This window comes from Nonomuraea sp. C10 (genome assembly GCF_008017515.1).
Lineage (GTDB): Bacteria > Actinomycetota > Actinomycetes > Streptosporangiales > Streptosporangiaceae > Nonomuraea > Nonomuraea ferruginea.
The window spans coordinates 1,559,441-1,583,670 of the sequence record NZ_VPFF01000001.1; the positions used below are offsets into that span (position 1 = coordinate 1,559,441).

The 24,230-nt window shown below is 67.9% G+C and carries 28 protein-coding genes and 1 tRNA gene; 20 read left to right on the forward strand and 9 right to left on the reverse strand.

Annotation, left to right across the window (positions count from 1 at the left end):
- Positions 1–3: 3 nt before the first annotated feature.
- Positions 4–420, reverse strand: coding sequence for a hypothetical protein (locus FR742_RS07055; RefSeq protein ID WP_148030191.1), 417 nt, complete (start codon positions 418–420; stop codon positions 4–6).
- A gap of 92 nt (positions 421–512) precedes the next feature.
- On the opposite strand from FR742_RS07055, the gene FR742_RS07060 reads away from it, so the two are divergent.
- Together FR742_RS07060 and FR742_RS07065 are read left to right on the forward strand one after the other, a co-directional pair.
- The gene (locus tag FR742_RS07060; RefSeq protein ID WP_148030192.1) at positions 513–1,532 is read left to right on the forward strand and encodes a PHP domain-containing protein; all 1,020 of its coding nucleotides are present in this window, start codon (positions 513–515) and stop codon (positions 1,530–1,532) included.
- A gap of 55 nt (positions 1,533–1,587) precedes the next feature.
- On the forward strand, positions 1,588–2,316 hold the full coding sequence (locus FR742_RS07065; protein WP_148030193.1) for a YafY family protein: 729 nt from the start codon (positions 1,588–1,590) through the stop codon (positions 2,314–2,316).
- Between the two features lie 255 nt (positions 2,317–2,571).
- Here the strand turns inward: FR742_RS07065 and FR742_RS07070 are convergent, their stop codons facing one another.
- From FR742_RS07070 to aceE, 3 genes are all read right to left on the reverse strand, one after another.
- Complete coding sequence (locus FR742_RS07070) at positions 2,572–3,312, reverse strand: maleylpyruvate isomerase family mycothiol-dependent enzyme (protein WP_148030194.1); 741 nt, start codon at positions 3,310–3,312, stop codon at positions 2,572–2,574.
- Between the two features lie 10 nt (positions 3,313–3,322).
- Positions 3,323–4,837 carry an alpha/beta hydrolase gene (locus FR742_RS07075; protein ID WP_148030195.1) on the reverse strand — a complete coding sequence of 505 codons (1,515 nt, stop codon included), beginning with the start codon at positions 4,835–4,837 and terminating at the stop codon, positions 3,323–3,325.
- Positions 4,838–5,015: 178 nt separating this feature from the next.
- Positions 5,016–7,763, reverse strand: coding sequence for a pyruvate dehydrogenase (acetyl-transferring), homodimeric type (aceE, locus tag FR742_RS07080; RefSeq protein ID WP_148030196.1), 2,748 nt, complete (start codon positions 7,761–7,763; stop codon positions 5,016–5,018).
- A 497-nt stretch (positions 7,764–8,260) separates the two neighbouring features.
- Between aceE and FR742_RS07085 the strand changes: the two genes are divergently transcribed.
- The 9 genes from FR742_RS07085 to FR742_RS07125 all read left to right on the forward strand — a co-directional run bounded on the left by FR742_RS07085 (position 8,261) and on the right by FR742_RS07125 (position 12,113).
- The gene (locus FR742_RS07085) at positions 8,261–8,443 is read left to right on the forward strand and encodes a DUF1918 domain-containing protein (RefSeq protein ID WP_148030197.1); all 183 of its coding nucleotides are present in this window, start codon (positions 8,261–8,263) and stop codon (positions 8,441–8,443) included.
- Positions 8,444–8,452: 9 nt separating this feature from the next.
- Positions 8,453–8,860: a secondary thiamine-phosphate synthase enzyme YjbQ gene (locus FR742_RS07090; protein WP_148030198.1), complete on the forward strand. Its 408-nt coding sequence runs from the start codon at positions 8,453–8,455 to the stop codon at positions 8,858–8,860.
- A gap of 117 nt (positions 8,861–8,977) precedes the next feature.
- A complete protein-coding gene (locus FR742_RS07095) occupies positions 8,978–9,406 on the forward strand; it encodes a DUF3052 domain-containing protein (RefSeq protein ID WP_148030199.1) in 429 nt (142 codons plus the stop codon).
- Positions 9,407–9,445: 39 nt separating this feature from the next.
- Positions 9,446–9,898, forward strand: coding sequence for a peroxiredoxin (locus FR742_RS07100; RefSeq protein WP_261808390.1), 453 nt, complete (start codon positions 9,446–9,448; stop codon positions 9,896–9,898).
- A 12-nt stretch (positions 9,899–9,910) separates the two neighbouring features.
- Positions 9,911–10,237: a hypothetical protein gene (locus FR742_RS07105; RefSeq protein WP_148030201.1), complete on the forward strand. Its 327-nt coding sequence runs from the start codon at positions 9,911–9,913 to the stop codon at positions 10,235–10,237.
- 52 nt (positions 10,238–10,289) lie between these two features.
- On the forward strand, positions 10,290–11,240 hold the full coding sequence (locus FR742_RS07110) for an ROK family protein (protein WP_148030202.1): 951 nt from the start codon (positions 10,290–10,292) through the stop codon (positions 11,238–11,240).
- Positions 11,241–11,257: 17 nt separating this feature from the next.
- A tRNA-Val gene (locus tag FR742_RS07115) sits at positions 11,258–11,329 on the forward strand.
- A 150-nt stretch (positions 11,330–11,479) separates the two neighbouring features.
- The gene (locus FR742_RS07120) at positions 11,480–11,683 is read left to right on the forward strand and encodes a hypothetical protein (RefSeq protein ID WP_148030203.1); all 204 of its coding nucleotides are present in this window, start codon (positions 11,480–11,482) and stop codon (positions 11,681–11,683) included.
- A gap of 1 nt (position 11,684) precedes the next feature.
- Positions 11,685–12,113, forward strand: coding sequence for a type II toxin-antitoxin system VapC family toxin (locus FR742_RS07125; RefSeq protein ID WP_148030204.1), 429 nt, complete (start codon positions 11,685–11,687; stop codon positions 12,111–12,113).
- Positions 12,114–12,342: 229 nt separating this feature from the next.
- Here FR742_RS07125 and FR742_RS45080 read toward each other — a convergent pair whose 3' ends face one another.
- Both FR742_RS45080 and FR742_RS07135 read right to left on the reverse strand, forming a co-directional pair.
- A complete protein-coding gene (locus tag FR742_RS45080; protein WP_222708866.1) occupies positions 12,343–12,684 on the reverse strand; it encodes a GntR family transcriptional regulator in 342 nt (113 codons plus the stop codon).
- Positions 12,685–12,967: 283 nt separating this feature from the next.
- Positions 12,968–13,249, reverse strand: coding sequence for a hypothetical protein (locus FR742_RS07135; protein WP_148030205.1), 282 nt, complete (start codon positions 13,247–13,249; stop codon positions 12,968–12,970).
- A gap of 346 nt (positions 13,250–13,595) precedes the next feature.
- On the opposite strand from FR742_RS07135, the gene FR742_RS07140 reads away from it, so the two are divergent.
- From FR742_RS07140 to FR742_RS07150, 3 genes are all read left to right on the forward strand, one after another.
- A complete protein-coding gene (locus FR742_RS07140) occupies positions 13,596–14,885 on the forward strand; it encodes a hypothetical protein (protein WP_148030206.1) in 1,290 nt (429 codons plus the stop codon).
- A 286-nt stretch (positions 14,886–15,171) separates the two neighbouring features.
- Positions 15,172–17,412 (forward strand): hypothetical protein, encoded by a 2,241-nt coding sequence (locus FR742_RS07145; protein WP_148030207.1) that lies wholly within the window; start codon positions 15,172–15,174, stop codon positions 17,410–17,412.
- An 833-nt stretch (positions 17,413–18,245) separates the two neighbouring features.
- Positions 18,246–18,497, forward strand: a complete 252-nt coding sequence (locus tag FR742_RS07150; protein WP_148030208.1) for a hypothetical protein — start codon at positions 18,246–18,248, stop codon at positions 18,495–18,497.
- Between the two features lie 24 nt (positions 18,498–18,521).
- On the opposite strand, the gene FR742_RS07155 is transcribed toward FR742_RS07150, so the two are convergent.
- A complete protein-coding gene (locus FR742_RS07155) occupies positions 18,522–19,196 on the reverse strand; it encodes a TetR/AcrR family transcriptional regulator (RefSeq protein ID WP_148030209.1) in 675 nt (224 codons plus the stop codon).
- A 63-nt stretch (positions 19,197–19,259) separates the two neighbouring features.
- On the opposite strand from FR742_RS07155, the gene FR742_RS07160 reads away from it, so the two are divergent.
- On the forward strand, positions 19,260–20,162 hold the full coding sequence (locus FR742_RS07160; protein WP_222708867.1) for an alpha/beta fold hydrolase: 903 nt from the start codon (positions 19,260–19,262) through the stop codon (positions 20,160–20,162).
- Positions 20,163–20,184: 22 nt separating this feature from the next.
- On the opposite strand, the gene FR742_RS07165 is transcribed toward FR742_RS07160, so the two are convergent.
- Complete coding sequence (locus tag FR742_RS07165) at positions 20,185–20,637, reverse strand: NUDIX domain-containing protein (RefSeq protein WP_148030210.1); 453 nt, start codon at positions 20,635–20,637, stop codon at positions 20,185–20,187.
- A 275-nt stretch (positions 20,638–20,912) separates the two neighbouring features.
- Between FR742_RS07165 and FR742_RS46350 the strand changes: the two genes are divergently transcribed.
- From FR742_RS46350 to FR742_RS07185, 5 genes are all read left to right on the forward strand, one after another.
- Positions 20,913–21,515: an alcohol dehydrogenase catalytic domain-containing protein gene (locus FR742_RS46350; protein WP_315970597.1), complete on the forward strand. Its 603-nt coding sequence runs from the start codon at positions 20,913–20,915 to the stop codon at positions 21,513–21,515.
- Complete coding sequence (locus FR742_RS46355) at positions 21,427–21,846, forward strand: zinc-binding dehydrogenase (RefSeq protein ID WP_315970598.1); 420 nt, start codon at positions 21,427–21,429, stop codon at positions 21,844–21,846. The genes FR742_RS46350 and FR742_RS46355 overlap by 89 nt, the downstream gene beginning before the upstream one ends.
- A 9-nt stretch (positions 21,847–21,855) precedes the next feature.
- On the forward strand, positions 21,856–22,332 hold the full coding sequence (locus tag FR742_RS07175) for an ester cyclase (protein ID WP_148030211.1): 477 nt from the start codon (positions 21,856–21,858) through the stop codon (positions 22,330–22,332).
- Positions 22,329–23,012, forward strand: a complete 684-nt coding sequence (locus FR742_RS07180) for an alpha/beta fold hydrolase (RefSeq protein ID WP_148030212.1) — start codon at positions 22,329–22,331, stop codon at positions 23,010–23,012. Before FR742_RS07175 ends, FR742_RS07180 begins: the two co-directional genes overlap by 4 nt.
- Before the next feature lie 87 nt (positions 23,013–23,099).
- Entirely contained in the window at positions 23,100–23,732 is a 633-nt protein-coding gene (locus tag FR742_RS07185; protein ID WP_222708868.1) for a TetR/AcrR family transcriptional regulator, read from the forward strand.
- 3 nt (positions 23,733–23,735) lie between these two features.
- Here the strand turns inward: FR742_RS07185 and FR742_RS07190 are convergent, their stop codons facing one another.
- Positions 23,736–24,227 carry an SgcJ/EcaC family oxidoreductase gene (locus tag FR742_RS07190; RefSeq protein WP_148030213.1) on the reverse strand — a complete coding sequence of 164 codons (492 nt, stop codon included), beginning with the start codon at positions 24,225–24,227 and terminating at the stop codon, positions 23,736–23,738.
- Positions 24,228–24,230 lie beyond the last annotated feature (3 nt).

Sequence of the window (24,230 nt, forward strand, 5' to 3'; positions counted from 1 at the left end):
CACTCAGCCCCCGCCGGTGCGGGAGCTGCCGAAGCCGCCCCGCTGGATCGAGCGCCCGTCGCGGCTGGTGATGGTGGCGTCGGCGGGGCGGAGCGTCGTGCCGCTGCGCACTCGCTGCCCCACCCTGGTGCCGCCGTAGTACCAGTGATAGGCCGCGCGGGAGCCGCCGTAGTAGTGGGTGCCGCCGTTGTCGTCGTCGTCGCAGTAGTAGTCCTCGACCACCATGTAGGAGCCGTCGTCGGCCCGCTGGCTGGTGTCGACGCAGTCGGCGGTGACGTCCTCGGCGTTGGAGGTGGCCGCGCAGTAGCCGACCACCATCACCGACACGACCCCGATGACGGTGAGTGTCACGACGTTGGACGACTTCTTCTTGGGGGGCGGCTTGCCGGGGGTGGCGGCGTGGTGCGGCGTCTGGGCCATCTAGCTCCTGCTCTCTTGCGGTCGGAAAGCCTAGCGGGGCCGCGCCCGGCCGTACAATTCCCCGTCGGGCCGCTTCTGGTAGGGATGAACGTATGGAACCGGTCGAGGCGTTCCGGGAGATCGCCTTTCTCCTGGAACGCGCTGGTGAGCCCGCCTACCGGGTGCGCGCCTTCCGCCGCGCCGCCTCCGTCGTCACGGAGCTGCCGCGCGAGGAGCTGGTACGGCGCGCGCGGTCCGGCGGCCTGGCCGAGCTGCCCGGCATCGGCAAGGTGACCGCCCTGGTCATCAGTGAGGCGCTCGACGGGCAGGTCCCGACCTACCTGCGCAGGCTGCGCGCGACGGAGGGCGCCGACCTGGGGGAGGAGGCCGCCGGGCTGCGCGCCGCGCTCAAGGGCGACCTGCACAGCCATTCCGACTGGTCCGACGGCGGCTCGCCCATCGAGGAGATAGCCGAGGCGGCCCGCGCGCTCGGCCACGACTATCTGGCGCTGACCGACCACTCGCCGCGCCTGACCATCGCCCGAGGCCTGCCGCCGGCCCGGCTGCGCGAGCAGCTCGACGTGGTCGCCGAGCTCAACCGCCGGCTCTCCCCGTTCAGGATCCTCACCGGCATCGAGGTCGACATCAACCTCGACGGCAGCCTCGACCAGGAGCCCGAGCTGCTCGGCCGGCTCGACGTGGTGGTCGCGAGCGTCCACTCCAAGCTCCGCATGGATCGTGAGGAGATGACCCGCAGGATGGTCAGCGCGATCGCGAACCCGCACGTCGACGTGCTCGGCCACTGCACCGGCCGGGTCGTGCGCGCGGGCGGGGAGCGCGGCGCGCGCAGGCCCGAGTCGGAGTTCGACGCCGAGCTGGTCTTCGAGGCGTGCCGCCGGTTCGGCGTGGCCGTCGAGATCAACTCCAGGCCCGACCGGCTCGACCCGCCCAAGCGGCTGCTGCGCCAGGCGTACGAGCAGGGCTGCGTGTTCGCGATCGACTCCGACGCGCACGCGCCCGGCCAGCTCGACTGGCAGCGGTTCGGCTGCGAGCGGGCCGCGCAGTGCGGTGTCGGGCCGGACCGGATCGTCAACACCTGGCCCGCCGACGAGCTCCTGGAGTGGGCCCGCTGACGCGGAAACCCCGGCGGGCAAGGGATTGTCGGTGCCGGAGCGTACCGTCACAAGGGTGAACCGCACCGACCGGCTCTACGCGCTCGTCGAGGACCTGCGCGCCATCTCGCCGCGCTCGCGTTCGGCCCGCGAGCTCGCCGCGCGGTTCGAGGTGAGCGTGCGCACCATCGAGCGCGACATCACCGCGCTGCAGCAGTCCGGGGTGCCCATCTACGCCGAGGCGGGCCGCAGGGGCGGCTACGCGATCGACAAGAAGATGTCCCTGCCCCCGCTCAACTTCACCCCCGCAGAGGCGGTGGCCATCGCGGTGGCCCTCAGCCGGGCCGGTGACCAGCCGTTCGGCCGCCAGGCCCGCAGCGCGTTACGCAAGGTCGTGGCCGCCATGCCGGGCCGCGAGGGCGAGCTGGCCCGGGAGCTGGCCCGCCGCGTCATGCACGTCGCCGAGCCGCCGGAGCCCGGCGGCCCGGCCCGCCCTCTCGGCGCCGAGGGCGTCTCCCGCGCCATCGAGGAGGCCCTGCTGCGCCGCAGGGTGCTGCGCCTCGACTACGCCGACGCCAAGGGCGCGCTGACCTCCCGCGACGTGGAGCCGGGCGTCTTCCTCGGCGGTCGCGGCGGGTTCTGGTATCTCGTGGCGTGGTGCCGGCTCCGCGACGACGTGCGCGTCTTCCGCCTCGACCGCATCGTCGGCGCCGCCGTCTCGGCCGAGCGCTGCCCCGACCGGCCGCTGGAGGGCTTCGCCGCCGACGTGCCGGAGATGATCGTCCACGGCACTCTTCTCGATTAGGAGTTCGAAAACACCGACATAGGGTTGTCGCCCGAGCGCCACATTCTTGTTCTCGTCCGGAAAGCGACATGAGGAGATGGGATGAGCGACAACACCTCGGGCAACCTGTTCGGCGTCTTCCACCGGCGAAACTGATCGTCGTGGGCCCGGCGTACGCCTTCCCCGCGAAGCCCGGGCCCGCGTCCGGCCGCCCTCAGTGGCGGCGCCCCCGCCCCGGACACGCCGCCGACCGCCGAGTGGCGGCGCGTCCGGGGCTCACAGCCCGCCGGCCGAGAGCCACCTCTCCAGCAGCGCCCGGTCGCCGAACACCTCCAGCCCGTCGCACGAGCGCCTGCCGTACATCAGCAGCAGCAGGTCGCGGGCCGGCGCCCGCACCGCAGCGTCGCCCTTGGCGTGCCCGCGCTCCCACGTCACCGCGCCTTCGGGCCCCTGCGTGAACGTCCACTCGCCGGGCAGGTCGGTCGCGTGCAGGTGGAACGTCGAGCCCTCCAGGCCCAGCTCCGCCAGCCGCCTGCTCACCCACCGGGCGCCAGGCAGGTTGCCGAGCAGTTCCTCGACGCCGTCGGCCGCCACCTCTGCGGCCACCTCGGGCTCCACGCCGAGCGCCTGCTCGGCGTCCACCCGGTGCACGACCAGCTCGAACGCCATCCGCCTGGCCCACCAGCCCGCGGTGCCGCCGGGCCCCCACGTCCACAGCGGCGTCGCCGGGTCGGTGGCGCGCAGCGTCCGCACCATCTCGGCGGACCCCTCCGCCAGCCACGCGGCGTCGCCGTGCGCGCCCTCGTCCAGGCCGTTGGGCACCTCGCGGGACCAGAGCCGGTCCTGGTTGCGGGTCGACACCATGTGGGTGACCCACCGGTGCATGGTGCCCAGATGCGTGATGAGGTCGCCGAGAGCCCAGCCCGGGCACGCGGGCACCGGCGTGTCAGCCGGCGCGGAGGCCAGCCGGGCCACCCGCGCCGTCTCGTCCGCCACCAGGGAGCAGTAGTCCGTCACATGTCAGAGCCTAGGCCGCCGGGCAGGTCGCGCCGCGCCGGGGCAGCTTGCCGTCGAGCAGATAGGAGTCGACCAGCTTGGCGACGCACTGGCTGCCCGACAGGTAGGCGCCGTGCCCCTCGCCCTCGTACGTGACCAGCGTGGCGGTCTTGAGCTGGGCGGTCAGCTTGGGCGCCCACTCGTACGGGGTCGCCGGGTCGTTCTTGCCCCCGATCACCATGATGGGGGCCGAGCCGGTGGCGTCCACCCGCTTGGCCTCGTCGCCGCCCGCGGCCGGCCAGACGCTGCAGATCCCGCCCGAGCCCTCGCTGCCGAACAGCGGCGAAATCTTCAGCGCGGCCTCTTCCGTGCGGCGCAGCGTCCGCGCGTCGGGCCGCTCGGCCGTGTCGACGCAGGTGATGGCCGGGAAGCTGGTCATCTGGGTGGAGTAGGTGCCGTCCTCGTTGCGGCCGGTGTAGGTGTCGGCCAGATACAGCAGCGCGCCGCCCTGGCCCTTGAGCGCCTGCCCGAGCGCGGTCTCCAGGAACGGCCAGCTCAGCTCCGAATAGAGCGCCGACGCCACCCCGGTGGCCGCCAGCCCCTGGGTCAGCTCGCGGGTGCCGACCTTGAGCGGCCGCGCCGCCAGGTCGTTGAGCAGCTTCTCCACGTTCGCGTTGGCGGCCTCCACGCTCGCGCCGACCTCGCACCGCTCCTTGACGCACGCCTTCAGGAAGTTCCGGTAGACGTGCTGGAAGCCGCGGGTCTGGGCCAGCGTGCGCTCCTCGAAGCTGACCGTCGGGTCCAGCGGCGCGTCCAGCACCATGCGGCCGACGTTGCCGGGGAACAGGGTCGCGTAGACGGCGCCGAGCTGGGTGCCGTACGACATGCCGACGTAGTGGAGCTTCTCGTCGCCCAGCGCGGTCCGCATCCGGTCCATGTCGCGGGCGGCGTTGACCGTGCCGACGTACGGCAGGATCTTGCCCGAGTCCTGGCCGCACAAGTCGGCGAACTTCCGGTTGGCCTCGTTGATCCTGCGGCGGGTCTCCTCGCCGGGCGGCAGGGTGTTCAACGCGGTGAACTCGTCCAGGTCGGCCCCCGTGCCGCAGCGCACCCCCGAGCTGCGCTCGACGCCCCGCGGGTCGAAGCTGATCAGGTCGTAGCGGGCGCGCAGCGACGACAGGGCCTTGGCCGCCTGGTCGAGCGTGTCGACGCCGGACGCGCCGGGACCGCCGAAGTTGAACAGCAACGAGCCGATCCGGTTGCCCTGGTCGACCGCCGGGATCTTGATCATGGCCAGCTCGATCTTCTCGCCCTCAGGGTCGGAGTAGTCGAGCGGCACCGCCAGCTTCCCGCAGCGTACGTTCTTGTCCTGGCGGGCGGGTGGCTCCCCGTCGGCACGCTTGATGTCGGTGCACGGGCCCCACGCGATCTGCCCCCCGGTCGGCTCCACGGGCGATCCGTCGCTGGCGGGCTCGGCGGTGTCGACACAGCCGGCCGTCATGGCGGCTGTGGCGGCCACGAGTGCGGCGGCAAGGACGCGGCGCATCACGAACAGTCTCCCCCTTGTCGACTCCGGGGGAAGCCCTGCCCACAATACGGGACCGCGCGCGGGATCGGGCGGCGCGCCACCCCTCCGCACGCGCGCCGCCTTCCCGGGACGGGCGCCCCCGGAACGGAAGGCGCCCCCGCGCATGTTCTTCGCGGGGGCGCGCCTCACGGATGTGTCAGACGCCCATCGACTGGGTGTCGTTGGTCTCCGGGCCGCCGGCCTCGGTGACGCCGTTCTTCAGGTGGTAGCGGGCGATCGCCTCGCGCAGCACCTCGCCGTCGAGCTCGCCCCTGCGTACGAGGGACGTGAGCACCGCCAGCGTGATGGAGGCGGCGTCGACGTGGAAGTGGCGGCGCAGCGCCGAGCGGGTGTCGGACAGGCCGAACCCGTCGGTGCCCAGCGAGGACCAGTCGCCCGGGACCCACTGCGCGATCTGGTCCTGCACGGCCTTCATGTAGTCGCTGACGCCCACGAACGGGCCCTCCGCCTGCGACAGCGCGCGGGTCACGTACGGCACGCGCTGCTCGGCGTCGGGGTTGAGCAGGTTGTGCTCGTCGCAGGTCAGCGCCTCGCGGCGGAGCTCGGTCCAGGAGGTGGCCGACCAGACGGAGGCCGACACGCCCCAGTCGTCGGCCAGCATCCGCTGGGCCTCCATCGCCCACGGCCCGGCCACGCCGGAGGACAGGATGTTGGCCTTCGGCCCCTGCGTCTCCGGCCCGTCGGCGTACTTGTAGAGGCCCTTCAGCAGGCCGTCGACGTCGACGCCGTCGGGCTGGGCCGGCTGCAGGTAGGGCTCGTTGTAGACGGTCAGGTAGTAGAACACGTCCTCGGGCTTGTCGCCGTACATGCGGCGCAGGCCGTCCTTGACGATGTGGGCCACCTCGAACGCCCACGACGGGTCGTAGACGATCGCCGCCGGGTTGGTGGAGGCGATGAGCGGCGAGTGCCCGTCTTCGTGCTGCAGGCCCTCGCCGTTGAGCGTGGTGCGGCCGGCCGTGGCGCCGAGCAGGAAGCCCCGGCCCATCTGGTCGCCCATGGCCCACATCTGGTCGCCGGTGCGCTGGAACCCGAACATCGAGTAGAAGATGTAGATCGGGATCATGGGCTCGCCGTGCGTGGAGTAGGACGTGCCGGCCGCGATCGCCGACGCCATCGACCCCGACTCGCTGATGCCCTCGTGCAGGATCTGCCCCTGCACGGCCTCCTTGTACGACAGCAGCAGCTCGCGGTCGACGGCCTCGTACATCTGGCCGTGCGGCGAGTAGATCTTCGCCGTCGGGAACATCGCGTCCAGGCCGAACGTGCGCGCCTCGTCGGGGATGACCGGCACGAACCGGTGGCCGATCTCCTTGTCGCGCATGAGGTCCTTGAGCAGCCGCACGAACGCCATCGTGGTGGCGACCTGCTGCTTGCCCGAGCCCTTGGTGAAGCCCTTGTAGACCTCGTCGCCGGGCAGCTTGACCGGCTTGGCGCGGTTGACCCGCTTGGGCAGCACGCCGCCGAGCGCCGCGCGGCGCTCCTTCATGTACTCGATCTCCGGGTCGTTCTCGCCCGGGTGGAAGTACGGCGGGAGCTCACCCTCCAGGGCGGAGTCCGGGATCGGCAGGTAGAGCCGGTCGCGGAACTCCTTCAGCTCGGCCTTGGTGAGCTTCTTCATCTGGTGGGTGGCGTTGCGCGCCTCGAAGTCCTTGCCGAGCGTCCAGCCCTTGATGGTCTGGGCCAGGATGACCGTCGGCTGGCCGACGTGCTCGCGGGCCGCCTTGAAGGCCGCGTAGACCTTGCGGTAGTCGTGGCCGCCGCGCGACAGCTTGCGGATGTCGTCGTCGCTGAGGTGCTCGGCCATCTTGCGCAGCCGGGGGTCGGTGCCGAAGAAGTGGTCGCGGATGTAGGCGCCCGACTCGACCGAGTAGGTCTGGAACTGGCCGTCGGGAGTCGTGTTCATCTGGTTGACGAGCACGCCGTCGACGTCGGCTGCCAGCAGCGGGTCCCAGTCGCGGCCCCAGACGACCTTGATGACGTTCCAGCCGGCGCCGCGGAAGTAGGCCTCCAGCTCCTGGATGATCTTGCCGTTGCCGCGTACCGGACCGTCGAGCCGCTGCAGGTTGCAGTTGATCACGAACGTGAGGTTGTCGAGCTCCTCGCGGGCGGCGACGCCGATCGCGCCCAGCGACTCGGGCTCGTCCATCTCGCCGTCGCCCAGGAACGCCCACACGTGGCTGCGGCTGGTGTCCTTGATCTCGCGGTTGAGCAGGTAGCGGTTGAACCGCGCCTGGTAGATCGCGTTGATCGGGCCCAGACCCATGGAGACGGTCGGGAACTCCCAGAAGTCGGGCATGAGCCGCGGGTGCGGGTAGGAGGGCAGGCCGTGGAAGCCGTGCGACAGCTCCTGACGGAACGCGTCGAGCTGGCTCTCGTTGAGCCGCCCCTCCAGGAAGGCGCGGGCGTAGATGCCGGGCGCCGCGTGGCCCTGGAAGAACACCTGGTCGCCCGACTCGCCGTGGTCCTTGCCGCGGAAGAAGTGGTTGAAGCCCACCTCGTAGAGCGACGCGGCGGAGGCGTAGGTGGCGATGTGGCCGCCCACGTTGGTGCGGGCGTTGGCCCGCGACACCATGACCGCGGCGTTCCAGCGGATGTAGGCGCGGATCCGCCGCTCGACGTGCTCGTCGCCGGGGAACCAGGGCTCGCGCTCCGGCGGGATGGTGTTGATGTAGTCGGTGCTGCGCAGGCCCGGCACGCCGACCTGGTGCTCGCGCGCCCGCTCCAGAATGCGGAGCATCAGATAGCGGGCTCTCGTGCGGCCCTCCGTCTTGACGACGTTGTCGAGGGACTCGAGCCACTCGTTGGTCTCACTGGGATCGACATCAGGCAACTGGCTGGGTAGGCCGTCGCTGATGATCGAGAAACGCTGGCGTCCGGAAGCCACTGGGTCTCGCCTTCCGAGGTTGACTGATGTCTGGTCTGGGGTCGCTTTCCATCCTGGTCGCTCACGGTCGAAAGTGCATCTCTACCGATGAGTAACCAGGACATCCCTGCTGGCAGGGCCGCCATCGGTGGCCTAGACCACCGATGGTAGGACGAATTACCGGCCAAGGTTACAACGGCAGTTCAATTTAACAAGACCGGAAAACCTACGAAATTTTGCCTCACATGGTCGAGTATCCCCCCGCCGGGGGGTGGCGTCACCTCCCGGGTCGCCCCAACGCCCCCTACCCGTCCGGCGGTCCGCCCGAACTGGCTCGCCCCCGCGCGGTCCCCGGGAAGATTGCCAGGAAAGTCTCAGCTTCGCGTCGATCATGCCCCCGGCGGGCCTCCGTTGCGCCCGCCCGCGGGAGGGTGTTTCGGGCCTCTCTTACCCACACTTGGGGAAGCGTGGACGATTCCCCTCTTTTCGCCAGGCCTTCCCCGTACGAATCTGGACCTATGAATGCGACGGCAGGCGACCGGCTTCTCGTGCACGGCAGCACGGTCGGCGAAAGGGACCGAACCGGCGTCATCATCGAGGTCCGGGGGCCCAATGGGGGGCCTCCGTACATCGTGCGGTTCGATGACGGCCACACGGCGCTGGTGTTTCCGGGCCCCGATTCCGTCATCGTGCCTCAGTAGGATTCACGGGTGAGATCCGAACTCATCTCCGTGGCCACGGGATCACGAGAGACGGTGCACGACATCACCGCCGAATGCGCCGTTTTCGTCCGCGAGCAGGGTGAAGACGGGCTGCTGCACGTCTTCGTCCCGCACGCGACGGCGGGCGTCGCCCTGCTGGAGCTGGGCTCGGGCAGCGACGACGACCTGCTGGCGGCGCTGGGAGATCTGCTGCCGGCCGACGACCGCTGGCGCCATCGGCACGGTTCGCCGGGTCACGGCAGGTCACATGTCATGCCGGCGATCGTGCCGCCGTACGCCACGATCCCCGTGCTGGGCGGCAGGATGGCGCTCGGCACCTGGCAGTCCGTCGCCCTGGTCGACCTGAATGTCGACAATACGCAACGTCAGGTTCGGCTGTCGTTTCTGCCCGGTTGAACCTGGCCGAGTACGGCCGTACCCGTGGCGACCGTTGACGACTGAGGGTCACAGCGTGTGGACTGTCCCGAAGCGATAAACCGCATATGCGGGGCCACTCAAGCAGGAGGGATAAACGTGAGCGCGACCGCGGGTCAGGCGCAGGGCGAGCGCGGCCTGGCCGAACGACTCGGCCTCAAGCCGGGTCAGGTGGTGCAGGAGATCGGCTGGGACGAGGACGTCGACGAGAAGCTTCGCGAGTCCATCGAGGACCTGACCGGCAACGAACTGCTCGACGAGGACACCGACGACGTCGTCGACGTGGCGCTGCTGTGGTGGCGCGACGGTGACGGGGATCTGTTCGACGCCCTGACCAACGCCATGCGATCTCTCGCCGAAGGCGGTCAGATCTGGCTTCTCACGCCCAAGGCCGGGCGCGACGGCCACGTGGAGCCGAGCGACATAGGTGAGGACGCCGTTACCGCGGGTCTCTCGCAGACCAGCAGCATCTCCGCCGCACCCGACTGGTCGGGGACCCGGCTCGTCACGCCCAAAGGCAGGCGGTAGGAGAGCGAGAGCGCCAGCCCGTACGGCAGGATGAGGCGTGTGAACGGACATCCTGTCGAGGTCGGCGCCACCGCTCCGGATTTCGAGCTCCAGGACCAGCACGGCAGCCCGGTGCGGCTGTCCGAGTTCAGGGGCACGCGTGTCGTGCTGGTCTTCTACCCGCTGGCCTTCAGCGGGGTGTGTCACGGTGAGCTCTCGGCGCTGCGCGCTTTCCCGGCCGACGCGCACCTGCTCACCGTCTCCGTCGACTCCGTCTTCGCCCACCGCGCCTGGGCGGACCAGGAGGGTTACGCTTTCCCGCTTCTCTCCGATTTCTGGCCACATGGACAGGTCGCGCGGGCGTACGGTGTGTTCGATGAGGGGAAGGGCTTCGCGCGCCGGGGGACCTTCATCATCGACGGCGAGGGCGTGATCCGCTGGTCGGTGGTCAAGCCGATCGGTGAGGCGCGTGACGTCGCCGACTACCTCAAGGCACTCGCCGACATCGCCTAAACGGAGGAAACCATGCCCTGCTACCGCTGCGGGGCCCGGCAGACCGACCCGGTCCGGGGCGTCAGCCCGTGGAGACGCGGGGTCCACCGCGAGACCCAGGTGCTGGTCTGCCCGGACTGTCAACGGTCGCACGACCTCGACCTCGACACGTGTGCGGGATGCGGGTCGGCGGCGCTGATCTGCCGGCTCGGAGAGGTGGAATGCCGCTCCTGCGGCGCCGTGCGGGTCGCCAGGACCACCACCCCGGTCGACTCGGGCGCGCTGCTCGCCTCGGGCTCGCCGCCGGGCCTCTCGGCCGAGGTGGAGGCCGCGCTCGACCGCGTGCTCGGCCGTACCTGAAACGCAGGGGACTTTTCCAGACAAACGCTGAGCTGCGCTATCGTCTCCTTCCGTGTCCCACACCCCTGCGTACGTCGTCGCGCTCGACGTCGGCGGCACGTCCATGAAGGGCGGCCTGGTCAGCGAGAACGGCGTCGTCCTGCTCTCCGAGCGGCGCCCCACCCCGCGCGCCGACGGCCCGGAGGCGGTCGTGACCGCGATCCGCGACTTCATCGGCCACCTGGCCGAGACCGGCGACGGCAGCCCGGCAGGGGTCGGCCTGGCCGTTCCCGGGCTGGTGTCGGACGACACCGCCCTCTACGCCGCCAACCTCGGCTGGCGCGACATCCCCGCCCAGGACTTCACCGACCTCGGCGTGCCCGTCATCCTGGGCCACGACGTCCGCACCGGGGGCCTCGCCGAGAGCGTGCTCGGCGCCGGGCGCGGTGCCGCCGACTTCCTGTTCCTGCCCATCGGCACCGGCATCGCCGGCGCCATGATCGTCGACGGCGCCCCGTACGGGGGAGCGGCGGGCTGGAGCGGCGAGATCGGGCACATCCCCGTCTTCCCCGACGGCGAGCAGTGCGCCTGCGGCCAGTACGGCTGCCTGGAGACGTACGCCTCCGCCGCCTCCGTCGGCAGGCGCTACGCCCAGCGGGCCGGCTTGGAGAGCGCCAAGGCCGAACAGGTCGTCGTCTCCGACGACCCGATCGCCATCGAGGTGTGGGACGAGGCCGTGGAAGCGCTGTCGCTGGCGCTGGCCACCTACACGCTGCTGCTGGACCCGGCCATGATCGTGCTGGGCGGCGGTCTCTCCCAGGCCGGGCCCGCGCTCTTCGACCCCGTACGGACCCGCCTCGTCAAGCGGCTGTCCTTCAGGGAGGCCCCGCCGCTGCTGCCGGCCGCCCTGGGGGTGGACGCGGGCATGCTGGGCGCGGCCCTCCTGGGCTGGCGCGCGGCCGGTCGGCCCGACCTGGGGGCGAGCTGGGACGTGGATGTGCGAGCGGCGCCGTTGGTGTCGTAAGGTGTAGTGCCGATCAGGGGCGGTTAGCTCAGCGGTAGAGCACTCGCCTTACAAGCGAGGGGTCACTGGTTCGAACCCAGTACCGCCCACCTGCGAATTTCCTTCTTCCCTTGATTCTTCGCCCCGCTCAAGGGGTCGCGCGATCCCCAATCCCGAGGTTGCCGACATCCACGTTGCACGGGACTGGGCTGTCTCCGAAGCCCTGTGCCCTCGTCAGGCCCCTGACCTAAACTGGCGGCATGAGTGTCATGCGCGAGGAACTGCACTATCTCGTGGACCAGTTGCCGGAGTCGGAGCTACGGCCCGCTCTGGAATTGATCCGTGGGCGGCTGGACGAGCCCGTCCCGGCGGAGCGTGACCTCCCCTTCTTCGCGTCGTTCGAGGCTGAGCCGGATCTCGCGGAACGTCATGAGGAGATCCTGCGCTCCGAGATGGGCCGCTGACGTGCTCCTGTGCGACACGGGGGTTCTGCTCGCTGCCGGCAACGCCAAGGACGAGCACCACCAGGCCTGTCTGAAGTTGCTCCGCCAGGCGGAGGGGCCGTTGCTCGTGCCGTCGCCGGTGATGGGAGAGGTCGGCTATCTCCTGGAATCACGTGTCGGCCCGCAGGCTGAAGTCACGTTCCTGAAGTCCTTCGGTGGCGATGGGTTTCACGTGGCCGAGTTGGAGGACGAGGATCTTCCGCGAATGGCGGAACTCGTCGAGAGGTACGTCGATCTTCCTCTAGGACTGGTGGACGCCGCCGTCATCGCGATTGCCGAGCGCCTGCAGTTGAGGGAGGTGGCGACTGTCGACCACCGGCACTTCCGAGTCGTGCGCCCACGCCACGTCGAGGCATTCACGCTGCTTCCCGGGGACCTCCGCTGCGGATAGACGGCAGGCCCATCACATGATCGGGTAGGCGTCTTCCAACTCGTGCCGGTCAGCAGTAGCAGGACCTCGACGACTACAAGAGGTCGGCCGGAAGCGTCACGGACCGCGCCGAACACCGCCAGGAGCGGGGCGTTCTTGGGCATGGCCAGTTGCCCGGCATCTGCGGTTGTAGGCATGCGCGCGGTGATCTGCTCCACGATGTGATCGAACCGCACGCCCTCGCGCACGATCAGCCGCCGACGTATGAACGCCTTGCTCTTGGGCTGCGCATCGAGCAGCACGGCAACCCGGTTCGATGCGGCCACCGCGCCCACTTCGACAATCTCGCCCGTGGAGTCGATCTCCGGCTGGGTGAGGTAGGTCTGTCCAGGGCGTTTTGCTCGATCGAGGCCATCGCCGGGCGGCCCCGTACGAAGCGGCCCTTGCCCTGCTGGGACTCGATCCAGCCCTGCTCGCGCTGCACGCGCAGAGCGGCGACCACGGTGGGACGGGAGACGCCGAACTCCTGGATGAGCTGGTTCTCGCCGGGCGGGTAGTCCCTGGACTCGATGCGCCTCTGGAGAGTCTGCACAAGCTGCGCATACTTCGGGGGTACGGACTCAAGCGACATCATGACCGTCCAACAGCCGACAAGTTGTTTACCAAACTTGCGGCTCGTCGCTGCCTGTCCACGCCGTTGCCGGAAGCCAAGCCGTACACGAGAAAGCCCGGCAGGCGGCGCAGCGGCCGGCCTGGGAAGGTAGCCGCGGGGGCGCCGCTGAGGCCACCTGCCGGGACAGGGGACGCGACGAGGCACCAGTGACGGCCCGTCCCCTCCCGGCGGGACTCCATCACCAGCCTCGTCGCGTCCGTCTTCACCTGGCGACGTGCTCCGCCAGGACGTTCGCCGCGCCCTCGACATCGTTGGCCGGGTGCCGTTTCTCGGCGTTCTGCCAGGAGTAGTAGGCCCCGCCGTATCCGACGAACACCCACACCGGCAGCCCCGGATCCGGCCGGTGCACCATCAGGGCGGAGTTGTTGTCGCGCAGCTCGGCGTTGACGCCCAGGCCCACGAGCCGATCCCGCAACCGGATCAGCGCGTCGGCCTCCTCCCTGTCGGTGGGGAAACCGGCTACCGCCGCCATGATCGAATTCATTTCGCGCTCCCTTCGGCCCGGCCGCTTCCGAGGCAGTCGAGACACGTCCGCTCCCTGCTTGAGAACTCATCTCCGTGGCCGTCACTGACGAGAAGCGCACGACGCGAAACACGCAGTTTGATCCCGCGTCCCCGGCAAGCCGGGCAGGGCAAGGTCTCACTCTTCTCATCAGGCCGGATCACCGTCGCCATCTCCTCGTTCATCCGGCGTTCCCTGTGTGCGGGAGGCCGCGTGACGTACCGTGGTTGATCGATGACAAGTCCACCGGCAACCGCGTCTGAACAGGACCCCTGATCGGCCCCCTTGTTTCCCCTTTCGAGCCCCCAGCCGGGAGGAAGGCCCGCAGATGCCCGACTACATCCCCAACGTGCGGCTACGTGCCTGGAGAAACGAGAACAGGCTCTCCCGCTGGGAGATGGCTGAGCGGATCAACGCCACCCCGATCGGCGTCGCCGAGCGACTGGCGTGTGACGAGGAGCGAATCCGGCGCTGGGAGGCCGGTGAAGTCCGATGGCCCCGCACGCCTTACCGGCTAGCGCTCACCCAATTGACCGGCCTGGAGCCGGAAGCACTGGGGTTTTCGCAGAACAGGCAGACAGGCAGCCGCCTCATCGAGGCCCAGGTGATGCCGGTGGATGCCCTGCGGGCCGAGGCGGAGCTGTACGGGACCATGGAACTCGCCCAGCAACTCCAGGCGTCCGACGTCGGGACCGGAACCTTGGAAGCACTCGCCGAAGCCGTCGATCTCCTGTGTCGTGTCTATCCGGTCGTGCCGGCAGCCACGCTACGAGACCGCACGCAAAAGCGTCTGGCGCAGATAAACCGCCTGCTTGCCGGACGCCTAACCCTGGACCAACATCGCGAATTGCTGGTAATCACCGGCTGGCTCACTGCTCTGCTGGGTTGCGTTCACTATGACTTGGGTGAGAGGGAAGAGGCCGAAACAGCCCGGCGAGCCGCCTTCGAGATGGGCCGCCAGGTCGGACACGGTGAACTCATGGGCTGGGCCCACGAAATGTCAGCCTGGTTCGCTCTCGTCGATGGCCGCTACGAAGACGTCGTCACCGCCGCGCGCATGGGCCAGGCCGTGGCCGGCACCAGCAGCGCAATGGTCCAACTCACCCTCCAAGAAGCCCGCGGCCTGGCCCGCATCGGCGACCGCCGCGAAGCCGACCGTGCCCTGACCCGCGGAGCTGAGGTACTCGGCAGCCTGCCCATGCCGGACCACCCAGACCACCACTTTGTGTTCGACCACGCCAAGTGGGTCTTCTACGCCGCCACCTGTTACACCTGGCTCGCCGATAACGACCGCGCCGAAGAACACGCCCGCGAAACCATCCAGATGCACACTCGCCCAGATGGCACGTCCAACGCCCCGATGCGTGTTGCTGACGCCCATATCGACCTGGGCATTGTCCACGCTCGACGCGGCGATCTTGATGCTGCAGTTGAGGAAGGTATGAGCGCGTTCGATATCGAACGACGCTCCCTTACTGACCTCGTCAATCGAGCGGGAGACCTCTATCGAGTCCTTCGGCAACGCTACCGACGAGAGGCGTTGGCCGAAGAGTTTCATGAGCGATTCGTGACTGCACGGCGGGCGCTCGCGAGTCGTCGTCCGGATTTGCTCGACTAGGTATGAAGACCCTCCATCACCTGATCAGCGCATACCTCGTGGAGTTCCGACGGATGCGCTGACCTCGCCTTGCGCTGCCTGGCCAGTCCGTGGTCGGCATTGCCCGAGTCGTATCGCTGGGCTAGCGACCTTATGGCAAGTATGTAACACTCACACCGTCAAGCACGAAATAGGGGTACGAGGTGGTAATGTCCGGTCCTGTGCTATAGGCTAAAAGCTCTCTACCATGAACATGCCATGTGTCGTTTCTCTGCAATGAGGCCGCTCTCCGTCCATAATTGGAGGCGTGATGATTGACTATGGTCGATTCAAGTACGCGTTGGCGAATCTTGACGGCACTCAGTGGCGCCTATTTGAGAAGCTCTCAAATGTGTTTATTTCGGACGAATACCCCAGTTTGAGGCCCTTGGCAAGCGAGAGTGGCGACGAAGGAATGGATGCCGGACTTTTCTTCCCTTCTGATGATTCGCAAACCGCCCTGCAATTTTCGGTTAGAAAGGATTGGGCGGCCAAAGTGACTCAAACTTGTGCTCGGCTCCAGATTACGCATCCCAACACGGGCGTCCTGATCTATGCGTCGAATCACAACATTGGCCCAGCAGGAAATGACCTTAAGAGGAAGGTGCGACAAAAATATGGAATTTTCCTAGATATTCGTGATCGTGAATGGTTTCTTGTACAAAGGAATGCTAGTACAAAGGTAATCGCGGAAGCCGACTCCTTCTGTACCCTTGTGGGCGACCCGCAACTCTTTAGTACCCACAGCATTGAGCATCGAGCTCAAGCACTCAATGATCTCGAGACCAAAGCGGCGTTCGTATATCTGGGGCTCCAATGGGAAGACGATACTCGAGAAAAGGGACTGACTCGGCTATGCTTCGATGCGCTTGTTCGGTCCGTGCTTCGGGATACGAATGCCGACAAGCGGATGCATCGTGATGAAATACACCAACAGATCAAGAAGCTTCTTCCTGCCGCTCACTACCCTACGTTAAAAGGCCAAGTTGATGGCGCGCTGGGTCGGCTCGCGAAGCGATATATCCGTCACTGGCAGAAGCCTGACGAGTTCTGTTTGACATGGGCGGAACGAACGAGGCTAGCTTCACGACTCGCGGAAGTCGCAGCCTTGGACGAAGCCCTACAGGACCAATTGCTCCAATCGCTGGTTACTACGGTCAGCGAAATGGAAGTCGAATTGTCCACGGATAAGGTTCAGCTCATTGAGTTTATACGAAAGGTTCTGGAGCAGGTCCTGTTGACACGTGGAGAAGTGTTCGCAGATGCCGTTGCACATGATAAGGGCGCATTTGTAAGGTTCGAAGACGTCGATGCCATTGTGGATCGCATCTTGATTACTAGCCGTATTCCTCAAAACCTTCAGCGATCCATTGTAGTTGCCGTAATACAGGACATTCTTGGAAGCAAGCGAGATGAAGTTCGCAAGTATCTGAAAGGTCTTGCGGATACCTATACCCTATTTGCCTTCATGCGAGAAACGCCTGACGTGCAGTCTGCGGTTGTGAAGATTTTTTCGGAGGGTGATATCTGGCTGGATACCTCCGTAATTCTTCCCATGTTTACAGAGACGCTTCTGGACGATCAGTTGCGTGCGCATACGCAGTTGATGCGTGCGGCGATCGAGTGTGGGCTGAAACTACACGTAACAAGCGGTGTCGTTGAAGAGATCGCTACACATGTGCAACGGTGCCGCAGCTTCCGGCGACTTGTTGAGCAAGGTGTTGCTCAGGGCGAGATGCCCTACCTGTTGAGTTCATATCAGCAGGCTGGCTATGACCCAACAAATGTCGAGACCTGGCTTCAGACGTTTGCGGGTAATAGGTCGCCTGAAGATGATGTTGCCGAATTTCTTGAAGACACATACAAGATTGATGTTGTTGACTTGGAGGAGTTCGCCTCGCAGGCAAGCGATCTACTCAGGGCTTCTGTCAGCGAAGTATGGCATGAAGTCCGAGAGGCGCGAGACCGACGCCGCGAGCAGCTCGGATTCCTTCCTGTAGATCCGAATACAAAGGCCAAACTCGTCAACCATGATGTTGAGAACTACGTAGGCATCATTGTAAGGCGAGAAAAAAGACGAGAACGTCGAAGCGCCTTCGGTTATAAAAGCTGGTGGCTTACTTTTGACAGAACTGCATTTCGTATGAATGATCTACTAATTCCCCGAATGGACGATAGGGTTCCACCGTCGCCAGCGCTTAGCCCAGATTTCATGCTGCACTACCTCTCTGTCGGCCCGGTGCGGGCGAGACTCTCGAAGAGAACCGAAGAGTCGCTTCCACTGATGATGAATATGTCAGTGCTGGATGCGGTGCCGAACGAACTCCTAGTTCTTGCAGATGATCTGCGCAAGGAACTATCCGACTTGCCGCCCAATGTGGTCAATCGCAAGATTCGCGACACTCTTGAGGATGCTCGCATGCTACTTGGCAGTATGGGTGAAGCTGGCATGTCAGGGCTTACAGCAGATATAAGGCAACGCCTTTTTGAGCAGGCTCGTCATCGCTAGACTAAAGAAGGCGAGATGCTGCAGTCCTACCGCTGACCTTGGAGAACTTGCCGAATTAATCTTTTATGGATCAAGCGGCGGCGCGGCGCGCCGCCGTACCCTCGGCCCTCCGCCCGCCCGCCGTCCGGGCGTGCGGCCTGGGGGCCGGTCCCGGACGGCGGCGGGACACCGGGCCGGGCACCGCACGCCGGCCCCGCCGTACCTACCCGAAGGCACCGACCGGAGTTGCCGCGCCGCCGCACGGATGCAGCCCTACGATCGCCATGGCGTGGCCGGTCACTGTATGTGGCTGGGGGCGATCGAAGGTCCAGGGTTCGTTCCTCACCCTGGCCCACCGGACAACGAGGCTGATCATCGTGCGGGACTCTGGCGCTGCCTGGGATGCCAGCCCGAAGGTCATAGAGGCGCGTGCCATTCGAGTGCCATTCAACTGCCCCAGCTCGGCAGAGAAGCCCTGATCAACCGCTACGGCCGCAGGGGCGAGAGACATGATCACCGTGCCATTAGCGTGCCATTAGCTCTGACGGATGGCTCCTGAGGAGGCGACGGCGGAGGGGAGCAGGTCCAGGTCAAGTGGCACGCCCAGTCGATCATGGCTCCTTACAAGCGAGGGGTCACTGGTTCGAACCCAGTACCGCCCACCTGCGTAAAATATTCGATCTTGATAACAGCGGCTGAGTGACTAACCCCCGAAGATCTTGTCCATAGCCGCAGCTCCCTGCATGATCACGGGTCGGACGGGTGCCGGTAGACGGTCTCGGTGACCACCGTGTTGGAGTGTCCGACCAGGCGTGAGATGTCCTCGATGGGGACACGGCTCCTTCGTCCGCCCCATGCCCGAACGCCGCACCATCCTCATCACCGACCGCGACCGGCCCGACCTCGCCGCCCCCGGCGACCACCCGGATGTCCGAGCATTCGGCTGGGACCTCGCTCAACGCGACCGCGAGGGGTGCCGAGGCCATACCGCCGCCATCCACGGCGCTTCGGCCCGGCTGGAGATCAACTCTTACACCAACGCCGACCTGCTCCCCGACTGGGACGACTCCAAGCGCCGTGTTGGGCGACCTGTATCGGCCTGGTAGCTGCGGAGGCCAGGCTGGAGAAGATCAGGTCGGACGGGCTTCTCGGTGGCCGGCATTCGGCTCGTGGGCCGCGCCTGCGGTGTCGGCGTTCGGGATGTCAGGCAGGGCGATGCGGGCGAGGTGGTAGCGCAGGATGTCCAGGGCCTGCTCGGCGCTGCGCTGGCCGAGCAGGACGCTGGTGCCCAGACCGGCCGACATGGCGAGCAGCCCGGCCGCCTCGCTCTCCGGGTCGAGGTCGGCGGCGACCTCTGCCGCGTCCCGGGCCTCGCGCAGCCGGTCGGCGACGAAGGTCTGCATCTGGTCGGGGGCGTCCAGGAAGGGCTGGGCAGCCAGCGCCGGATCTGTCACCGACAGAACCGCGTACGCCGTGTACACGAGGTGGAAGATCCGGCTCTCCTCGTCCGCGGGAACCGCCTGAGCGAGAACGGCCTCGACGACGCGCAGGGGGCTCGCGTTCGAGCCGGCCTCGGCCACCCGCTCCCGGACCCGCTCGCCCACCCGCTGCGCCAGGTGCCGCAGCGCGAACAGCAGCAGCTTCTCCTTGGACTCGAAGTAGTACTGCACGACAGCCACCGCGAAGCCCGCCTCCGCCGCGACCGACCGCATGGTGACGGCATGCAGCCCCCTGCTCCCCGCGATGCGCAGGAGTGCCTCGGCGATCTGGGCGCGACGCTCGCCATGGTCAGCCAGCTTCGGCATGCGACTCACTTTCTTGTACGATTTTGGTAGTACGATAGTACTACCAAAAATGAGGAGAGCTCGATGACCAGGACCGCCGTCGGCCGCTTCGTCAGCGACGAGGCGAGAGAGAGGTTCCTGAAGGCTTACGAGGAGGCCATGAGCCTGTGGCCCGAGCCTCGGGAGGAGTGCGACGTCGAAACCCGCTTCGGCGTCGTGCATGTGCATCGCGCGGGTGTCGAGCGGGGAGAGCCCATCGTGCTGCTGCACGGTCACGGCGCGAACTCCTCCAACTGGTACCCGCAGATCGAGGCGTTCGGCGAGCACCACCCCGTCTACGCCATCGACACCATCGACGACCCCGGTCGCAGCGTCCAGCACACCGTGGTCAAGGACTCCCGGGACAACGCCGCCTGGGTGAACGAGGTGCTTGAGAGGCTGGGCCTGGACCGGGTCCATCTGGTCGGCCTGTCCTACGGCGGCTGGCTGACGCTCAACCAGGCCGTTTACGGCGCCGAACGCCTGGCCTCCGTCACCCTGCTCGACCCCGGCGGTCTGCAGAAGGTCCCCCTCCGCTTCCTGGCCGGCACGATCGGCGGCCTGTTCGCGATGCTCTTTCCTCGCCGGTGCCGACCCTGGTTCGCGCGAGTGCTGGCCAACCACGCGCTGATCGCCCCGGCCCGGCTGATGGCGCCGATCGTGCTGAGCTCGCGTACGTACCGTCCCTCCTACCGTCCGGCGGCCAGGCCCTTCACCGACGAGGAGTTGAGCTCGATACGCGTCCCCGCGCTCGTCCTGCTCGCCGGGCGCAGCATGCTGCTCAGCCCTAAGAAGGCGCTACGCCGTGCGAGCGCGCTCATCCCCGGCGTACGCGCCGAGATCGTGCAGGGCATCGGCCACGGGCTTCCACTGGAGGCGCCGGAACTGGTCAACACCCGCGTCCTGCGGTTCATCGACTCCGAAGCGCGTTCCCGTTTCACCGGGTAGCGACTAGACAGGGGTCCCGGGCTCAGGGCTGTGTGCGCTGGATGAGGAGCCTGTGCGACTCCTGCAGCCCCTGAGGGAGGTCGTGGGGCGAAAACCATGTCGCCTCCAGGATTTCCGCGGGATCGATCGCGAGTGTGCCGCCGATGAACGCGGCCTCGTAAGCCGCCTCCACCCGCAGCCGGTATCCGCTCTTGAGGTGGATGAGACTCCCCACCTTGACGTGCAGACCGGTCTCTTCCCGCACCTCGCGGATGACGGTGTCCTCGAACTTCTCGCCCCGGTTGGCGTACCCGGTGGGGCAGCCCCACTGCCGGTCGGGCGGCCACATGCGGTGCCGCAGGAGGAGCACGCGGCCCTCTTCGTCCCTGACGACGCCGGTGACGCCGATCATGAACTTGGCGTTCCACAACCACAGCAGCCGCCATTGCAGCGGTCCGCGGATGAGCAGCCACAGGCGGGCGAGGAAGTTGTTCACGGTGCTCCCTTCGGAGTGTCATCCGTGTATGCCCTGAGGGCAGGGCCGCGGTGCTGGCTTGGTGCACCCTGCCATGTCCGTAGCGGACAGGTGGGCCACTGGACGATGCGCAGACGTTGAGGTTGCCACGGCTTCGGCCTGGACCCGACGTGATGGAGAGGCCTGCCAGGTCCTGCGAGCGTCCACGGCGGCCGCCGTACGACCATGCCTCCACATTTACATACATGGTGTATGTATGTATCGTCCTTGACGTCATCAATCCAGGAGGGGCGGTCATGCGGGCGATGCGGCAGGCGGCGTGGGGAGAGGCCGAGGCCATGGCGTTGGTCGAGGTGGAGGAGCCTGTGCCGGTGTTCGGCGAGGTACTGGTGAGGGTCATGGCGGCCGGGGTCAATCCGGTGGACGTCTTCACGCGCCGGGGGCAGGCGTACAACCGGGTGCTCGACCTGCCGTTCGTCAACGGCTGGGACGTCGCGGGGACGGTGGTGAGGACCGGTTACGGCACGACCCGGTTCCGGCCCGGCGACCGGGTGTTCGGGATGCCGTGGTTCCCCCGGGCCGCGGGTTGTTATGCCGAGTACGTCACCGCTCCCGCCCGCCACTTCGCCCGGATGCCGGAGGGCCTGGGCTTCACCGAGGCGGCGGCGCTGCCGCTGGCCGGGTTGACGGCGTGGCAGATGCTCACCGAGGTCGCCGCCGTCGCCCCCGGGACAGCGGGTCCTCGTGTCGGGCGCGGCCGGGGGCGTGGGGCACCTGGCGGTCCAGATCGCCAAAGCCCGCGGCGCCCATGTGACCGGCACCGCGAGCCCGGCCAAGCATGCCTTCGTCCGCGGGCTGGGGGCGGACGAAGTGATCGACCACACGACCGTGGCGCGTGACATGGATGTCGTCGTCCAGATGTTCGGCGGCGAGGCCGGGCTCAGGGCGCTGGAGTGCGTGCGGCCGGGCGGCATCCTGGTCAGCGGGCAGGCGGCCTGGACCCCCGGGCTGCACGAGCGCGCCGGCGAGCTCGGCGTGCGTGCCGCGGGCTACCTCGTCGATCCCGACGGCGCCGGGCTCGACGCGCTGGCCGGCCTCGTGGCCGAGGGGCGGTTGAAGGTGCACGTCGACGCGGTGTTCCCGCTGGCGGAGGCGGCCGAGGCGCACGACCTCCTCGGTTCGGGGCGTACCAGGGGCAAGGTCGTGCTCGCCGTCGGCGAGACGAACTGAGGGGGAGCAGTGTCGGAACAGCACACCACACCGGCTGACGTCGTCCGGGCTTACGCGCGGGCCAAGAGCCGCGCCGATGTCCAGGAGGCCCTGCTGTACTGCGGCCAGGACACCGTCTTCGAGACGATCGCGTTCCAGGCCGTCGCGACCGGCCTCGACGAGGTCGCCCGGCAGACCACCGCGTTCCTGCGCGCCTTTCCCGATTACGGGGTGGAGCTCGACTATCTCGCCGAGGCGGATGACCTGGTCGTCGGCGCCGGGACGATCCGGGCCACCATGATGGAGAGCCTGGTGGGGATCGAGCCCACGGGCAGGGCCTTCGCGCTGCCGTTCGCCTGCCACTGGAGAGTGCGGGACGGGCTGATCCGCCACGAGCGGTTCTTCTTCGACTTCCATCAGATGTGCGAGCAACTCGGGCTGTCCACCGCCGACGCCGCGGCGCGGTTCGCCGCCTGGCGGGAGCGGGCGGAGGCGGTGGCGCGATGACGGCGTACGTGCTGGTCCACGGGGCGTGGCACGGCGGCTGGTGCTGGCGGCACGTGTCCGCGCGGCTGCGGGAGGCGGGTCATGAGGTCCACACTCCGACGCTGACCGGTCTCGGCGAGCGGGCCCACCTGGCCGGCCCGGAGATCGGGCTGCGGACGCACGTGGACGACCTGCTGGGCCTGTTGAGGTACGAGGATCTGCGGGACGTCGTGCTCGTCGGGCACAGCTACGCCGGCCTGGTCGTGCGCGAGGCCGCCGACCGGGTGCCGGAACGCGTCTCCCGGATCGTCATGGTCGACGCCTGGGCGGGCCGGGACGGGGAGTCGCTGGACGACCTGGCTCCCGCGTTCTTTCTCGACTGGATCGAGTCGGTCACCGTGGACGGCATGATCCCGCCCTCCCCGGCGGCCGCCGTCGGGGTGACGGAACCGGATCAGGTGGCATGGCTGGAGCCCCTGCTGACGGCCCATCCCCGGCGGACGTTCTCCGAGCCGACCAGGCTGTCCGGGGCCGTCGACGCGATCGCGTGCCGGGCGGTGCTCTGCACACCCGGCGGCCCCATGCCGTTCCCGCGGCTGGCCGGCGAGCACGGCTGGGCGGCCACCGTCCTGGACGCCGGCCACGACGCCATGGTCACCGCGCCGCGGGCACTGGCGGACATCCTAGAGGCGACCGCATGACGACGTGATGCCGCTGCACGGTCGGGGCGACACGTTCGCCGCGTATGTTCTTCTAACCTCGGGTTCGGAGCAGGAGGAGATGCGCGGGTGGCAGGGAACACGAGTGTGCGGCGGAGCCAGCACGAACGCACCAGGGCGACCACGGGCGCCTTGGTCGCGGCGGCGCGCGAGCTCTTCATCGGCGACGGCTTCTCCGCCACCGCGGTGGACGAGATCTGCGCCAGGGCCGGCGTGACCCGCGGCGCGTTCTACCATCACTTCAGCAACAAGGAAGACATCTTCCGCGAGGTCTACGCCGCCGACCAGAAGGCGCTCGCGGCGATCGTCAGGCAGGCGTTCCAGGCCCAGCCGGATCCGTGGGACGGGGTGGCGGCGGGCTGCCGGCGGCTGCTGGAGGCGTCACTCGAACCCGCCGTACGCAAGATCACCCTGGTCGAGGCGCCGGGCGCGCTCGGCTGGTCCGCGATGCGCGACATCCAGGCCGGGTGCAAGGAGCAGATGCGGCGCGGGCTCGCCATCGCGATCGAGGCCGGGTGCATCCCGGACCGGCCGTTGGACCCCGCCACCTCGCTGCTGTACGGCGGGATCTGCGAGAGCGCCCTGGACATCGCACGCGCCCCGGACCCGCGTGCCGCGCTGGAGGAGTCGCTGGCCGAACTCGACCTGGTGCTCGCCGGCGTCGCCCGCCGTCCGGCTCCGGGCTGCGCGCACACGACATAGGGGTCAGCGGTGGCCGAGGCCGAGCCGGCGGGCGACGCGCGCCATCAGCTGGGACATCTTGGACGGGAACGCGTCGGGCTCCGGGACGGTGACGGGGCGGACGCGGCCGTTGTGAATGGCGCTGATCTTCCAGCCGGCCGCCGTCCGCGCCAGGACGATGGTCTGCCGCGACAGCCGCCGCGCCGGGAGCGTGGCGCGCCACGGCATCAGGACGGAGGCCGTGCCGTGCGCGACCGCCACGTCCGGCGTGAGGTGGCGGACCGACTCCAGCTCGCCGACCAGCGCCGAGCCGGCCAGGACGCCGCGGAAGAGCTTGTCGTGGTTGCGCTCGTGCTCCAGGCGGCCGCGGGCGATGGTGCCGTCATAGGAGACGTAGTCGGAGTCGTCGGTGAACAGCGCGCCGAACGCCTCGGCGTCACCCGCCGTCCAGGCCGCCAGGAAGTCGGCGAAGAGCCTTTCGATCTGGGCGGTGTCGGTGAGGGTGGTCGGGCGCATGGC

What these genes read in the sequence shown, in the direction of transcription:
- FR742_RS07055 (WP_148030191.1), bottom strand. Translation starts at nt 420, where the DNA reads ATGGCCCAGACGCCGCACCACGCCGCCACCCCCGGCAAGCCGCCCCCC.
- FR742_RS07060 (WP_148030192.1), top strand. Translation starts at nt 513, where the DNA reads ATGGAACCGGTCGAGGCGTTCCGGGAGATCGCCTTTCTCCTGGAACGC.
- FR742_RS07075 (WP_148030195.1), bottom strand. Translation starts at nt 4,837, where the DNA reads ATGCGCCGCGTCCTTGCCGCCGCACTCGTGGCCGCCACAGCCGCCATG.
- FR742_RS07085 (WP_148030197.1), top strand. Translation starts at nt 8,261, where the DNA reads ATGAATGCGACGGCAGGCGACCGGCTTCTCGTGCACGGCAGCACGGTC.
- FR742_RS07105 (WP_148030201.1), top strand. Translation starts at nt 9,911, where the DNA reads ATGCCCTGCTACCGCTGCGGGGCCCGGCAGACCGACCCGGTCCGGGGC.
- FR742_RS07120 (WP_148030203.1), top strand. Translation starts at nt 11,480, where the DNA reads ATGAGTGTCATGCGCGAGGAACTGCACTATCTCGTGGACCAGTTGCCG.
- FR742_RS07135 (WP_148030205.1), bottom strand. Translation starts at nt 13,249, where the DNA reads ATGAATTCGATCATGGCGGCGGTAGCCGGTTTCCCCACCGACAGGGAG.
- FR742_RS07140 (WP_148030206.1), top strand. Translation starts at nt 13,596, where the DNA reads ATGCCCGACTACATCCCCAACGTGCGGCTACGTGCCTGGAGAAACGAG.
- FR742_RS07150 (WP_148030208.1), top strand. Translation starts at nt 18,246, where the DNA reads ATGCCCGAACGCCGCACCATCCTCATCACCGACCGCGACCGGCCCGAC.
- FR742_RS07155 (WP_148030209.1), bottom strand. Translation starts at nt 19,196, where the DNA reads ATGCCGAAGCTGGCTGACCATGGCGAGCGTCGCGCCCAGATCGCCGAG.
- FR742_RS07160 (WP_222708867.1), top strand. Translation starts at nt 19,260, where the DNA reads ATGACCAGGACCGCCGTCGGCCGCTTCGTCAGCGACGAGGCGAGAGAG.
- FR742_RS46350 (WP_315970597.1), top strand. Translation starts at nt 20,913, where the DNA reads ATGCGGGCGATGCGGCAGGCGGCGTGGGGAGAGGCCGAGGCCATGGCG.
- FR742_RS07180 (WP_148030212.1), top strand. Translation starts at nt 22,329, where the DNA reads ATGACGGCGTACGTGCTGGTCCACGGGGCGTGGCACGGCGGCTGGTGC.
- FR742_RS07190 (WP_148030213.1), bottom strand. Translation starts at nt 24,227, where the DNA reads ATGCGCCCGACCACCCTCACCGACACCGCCCAGATCGAAAGGCTCTTC.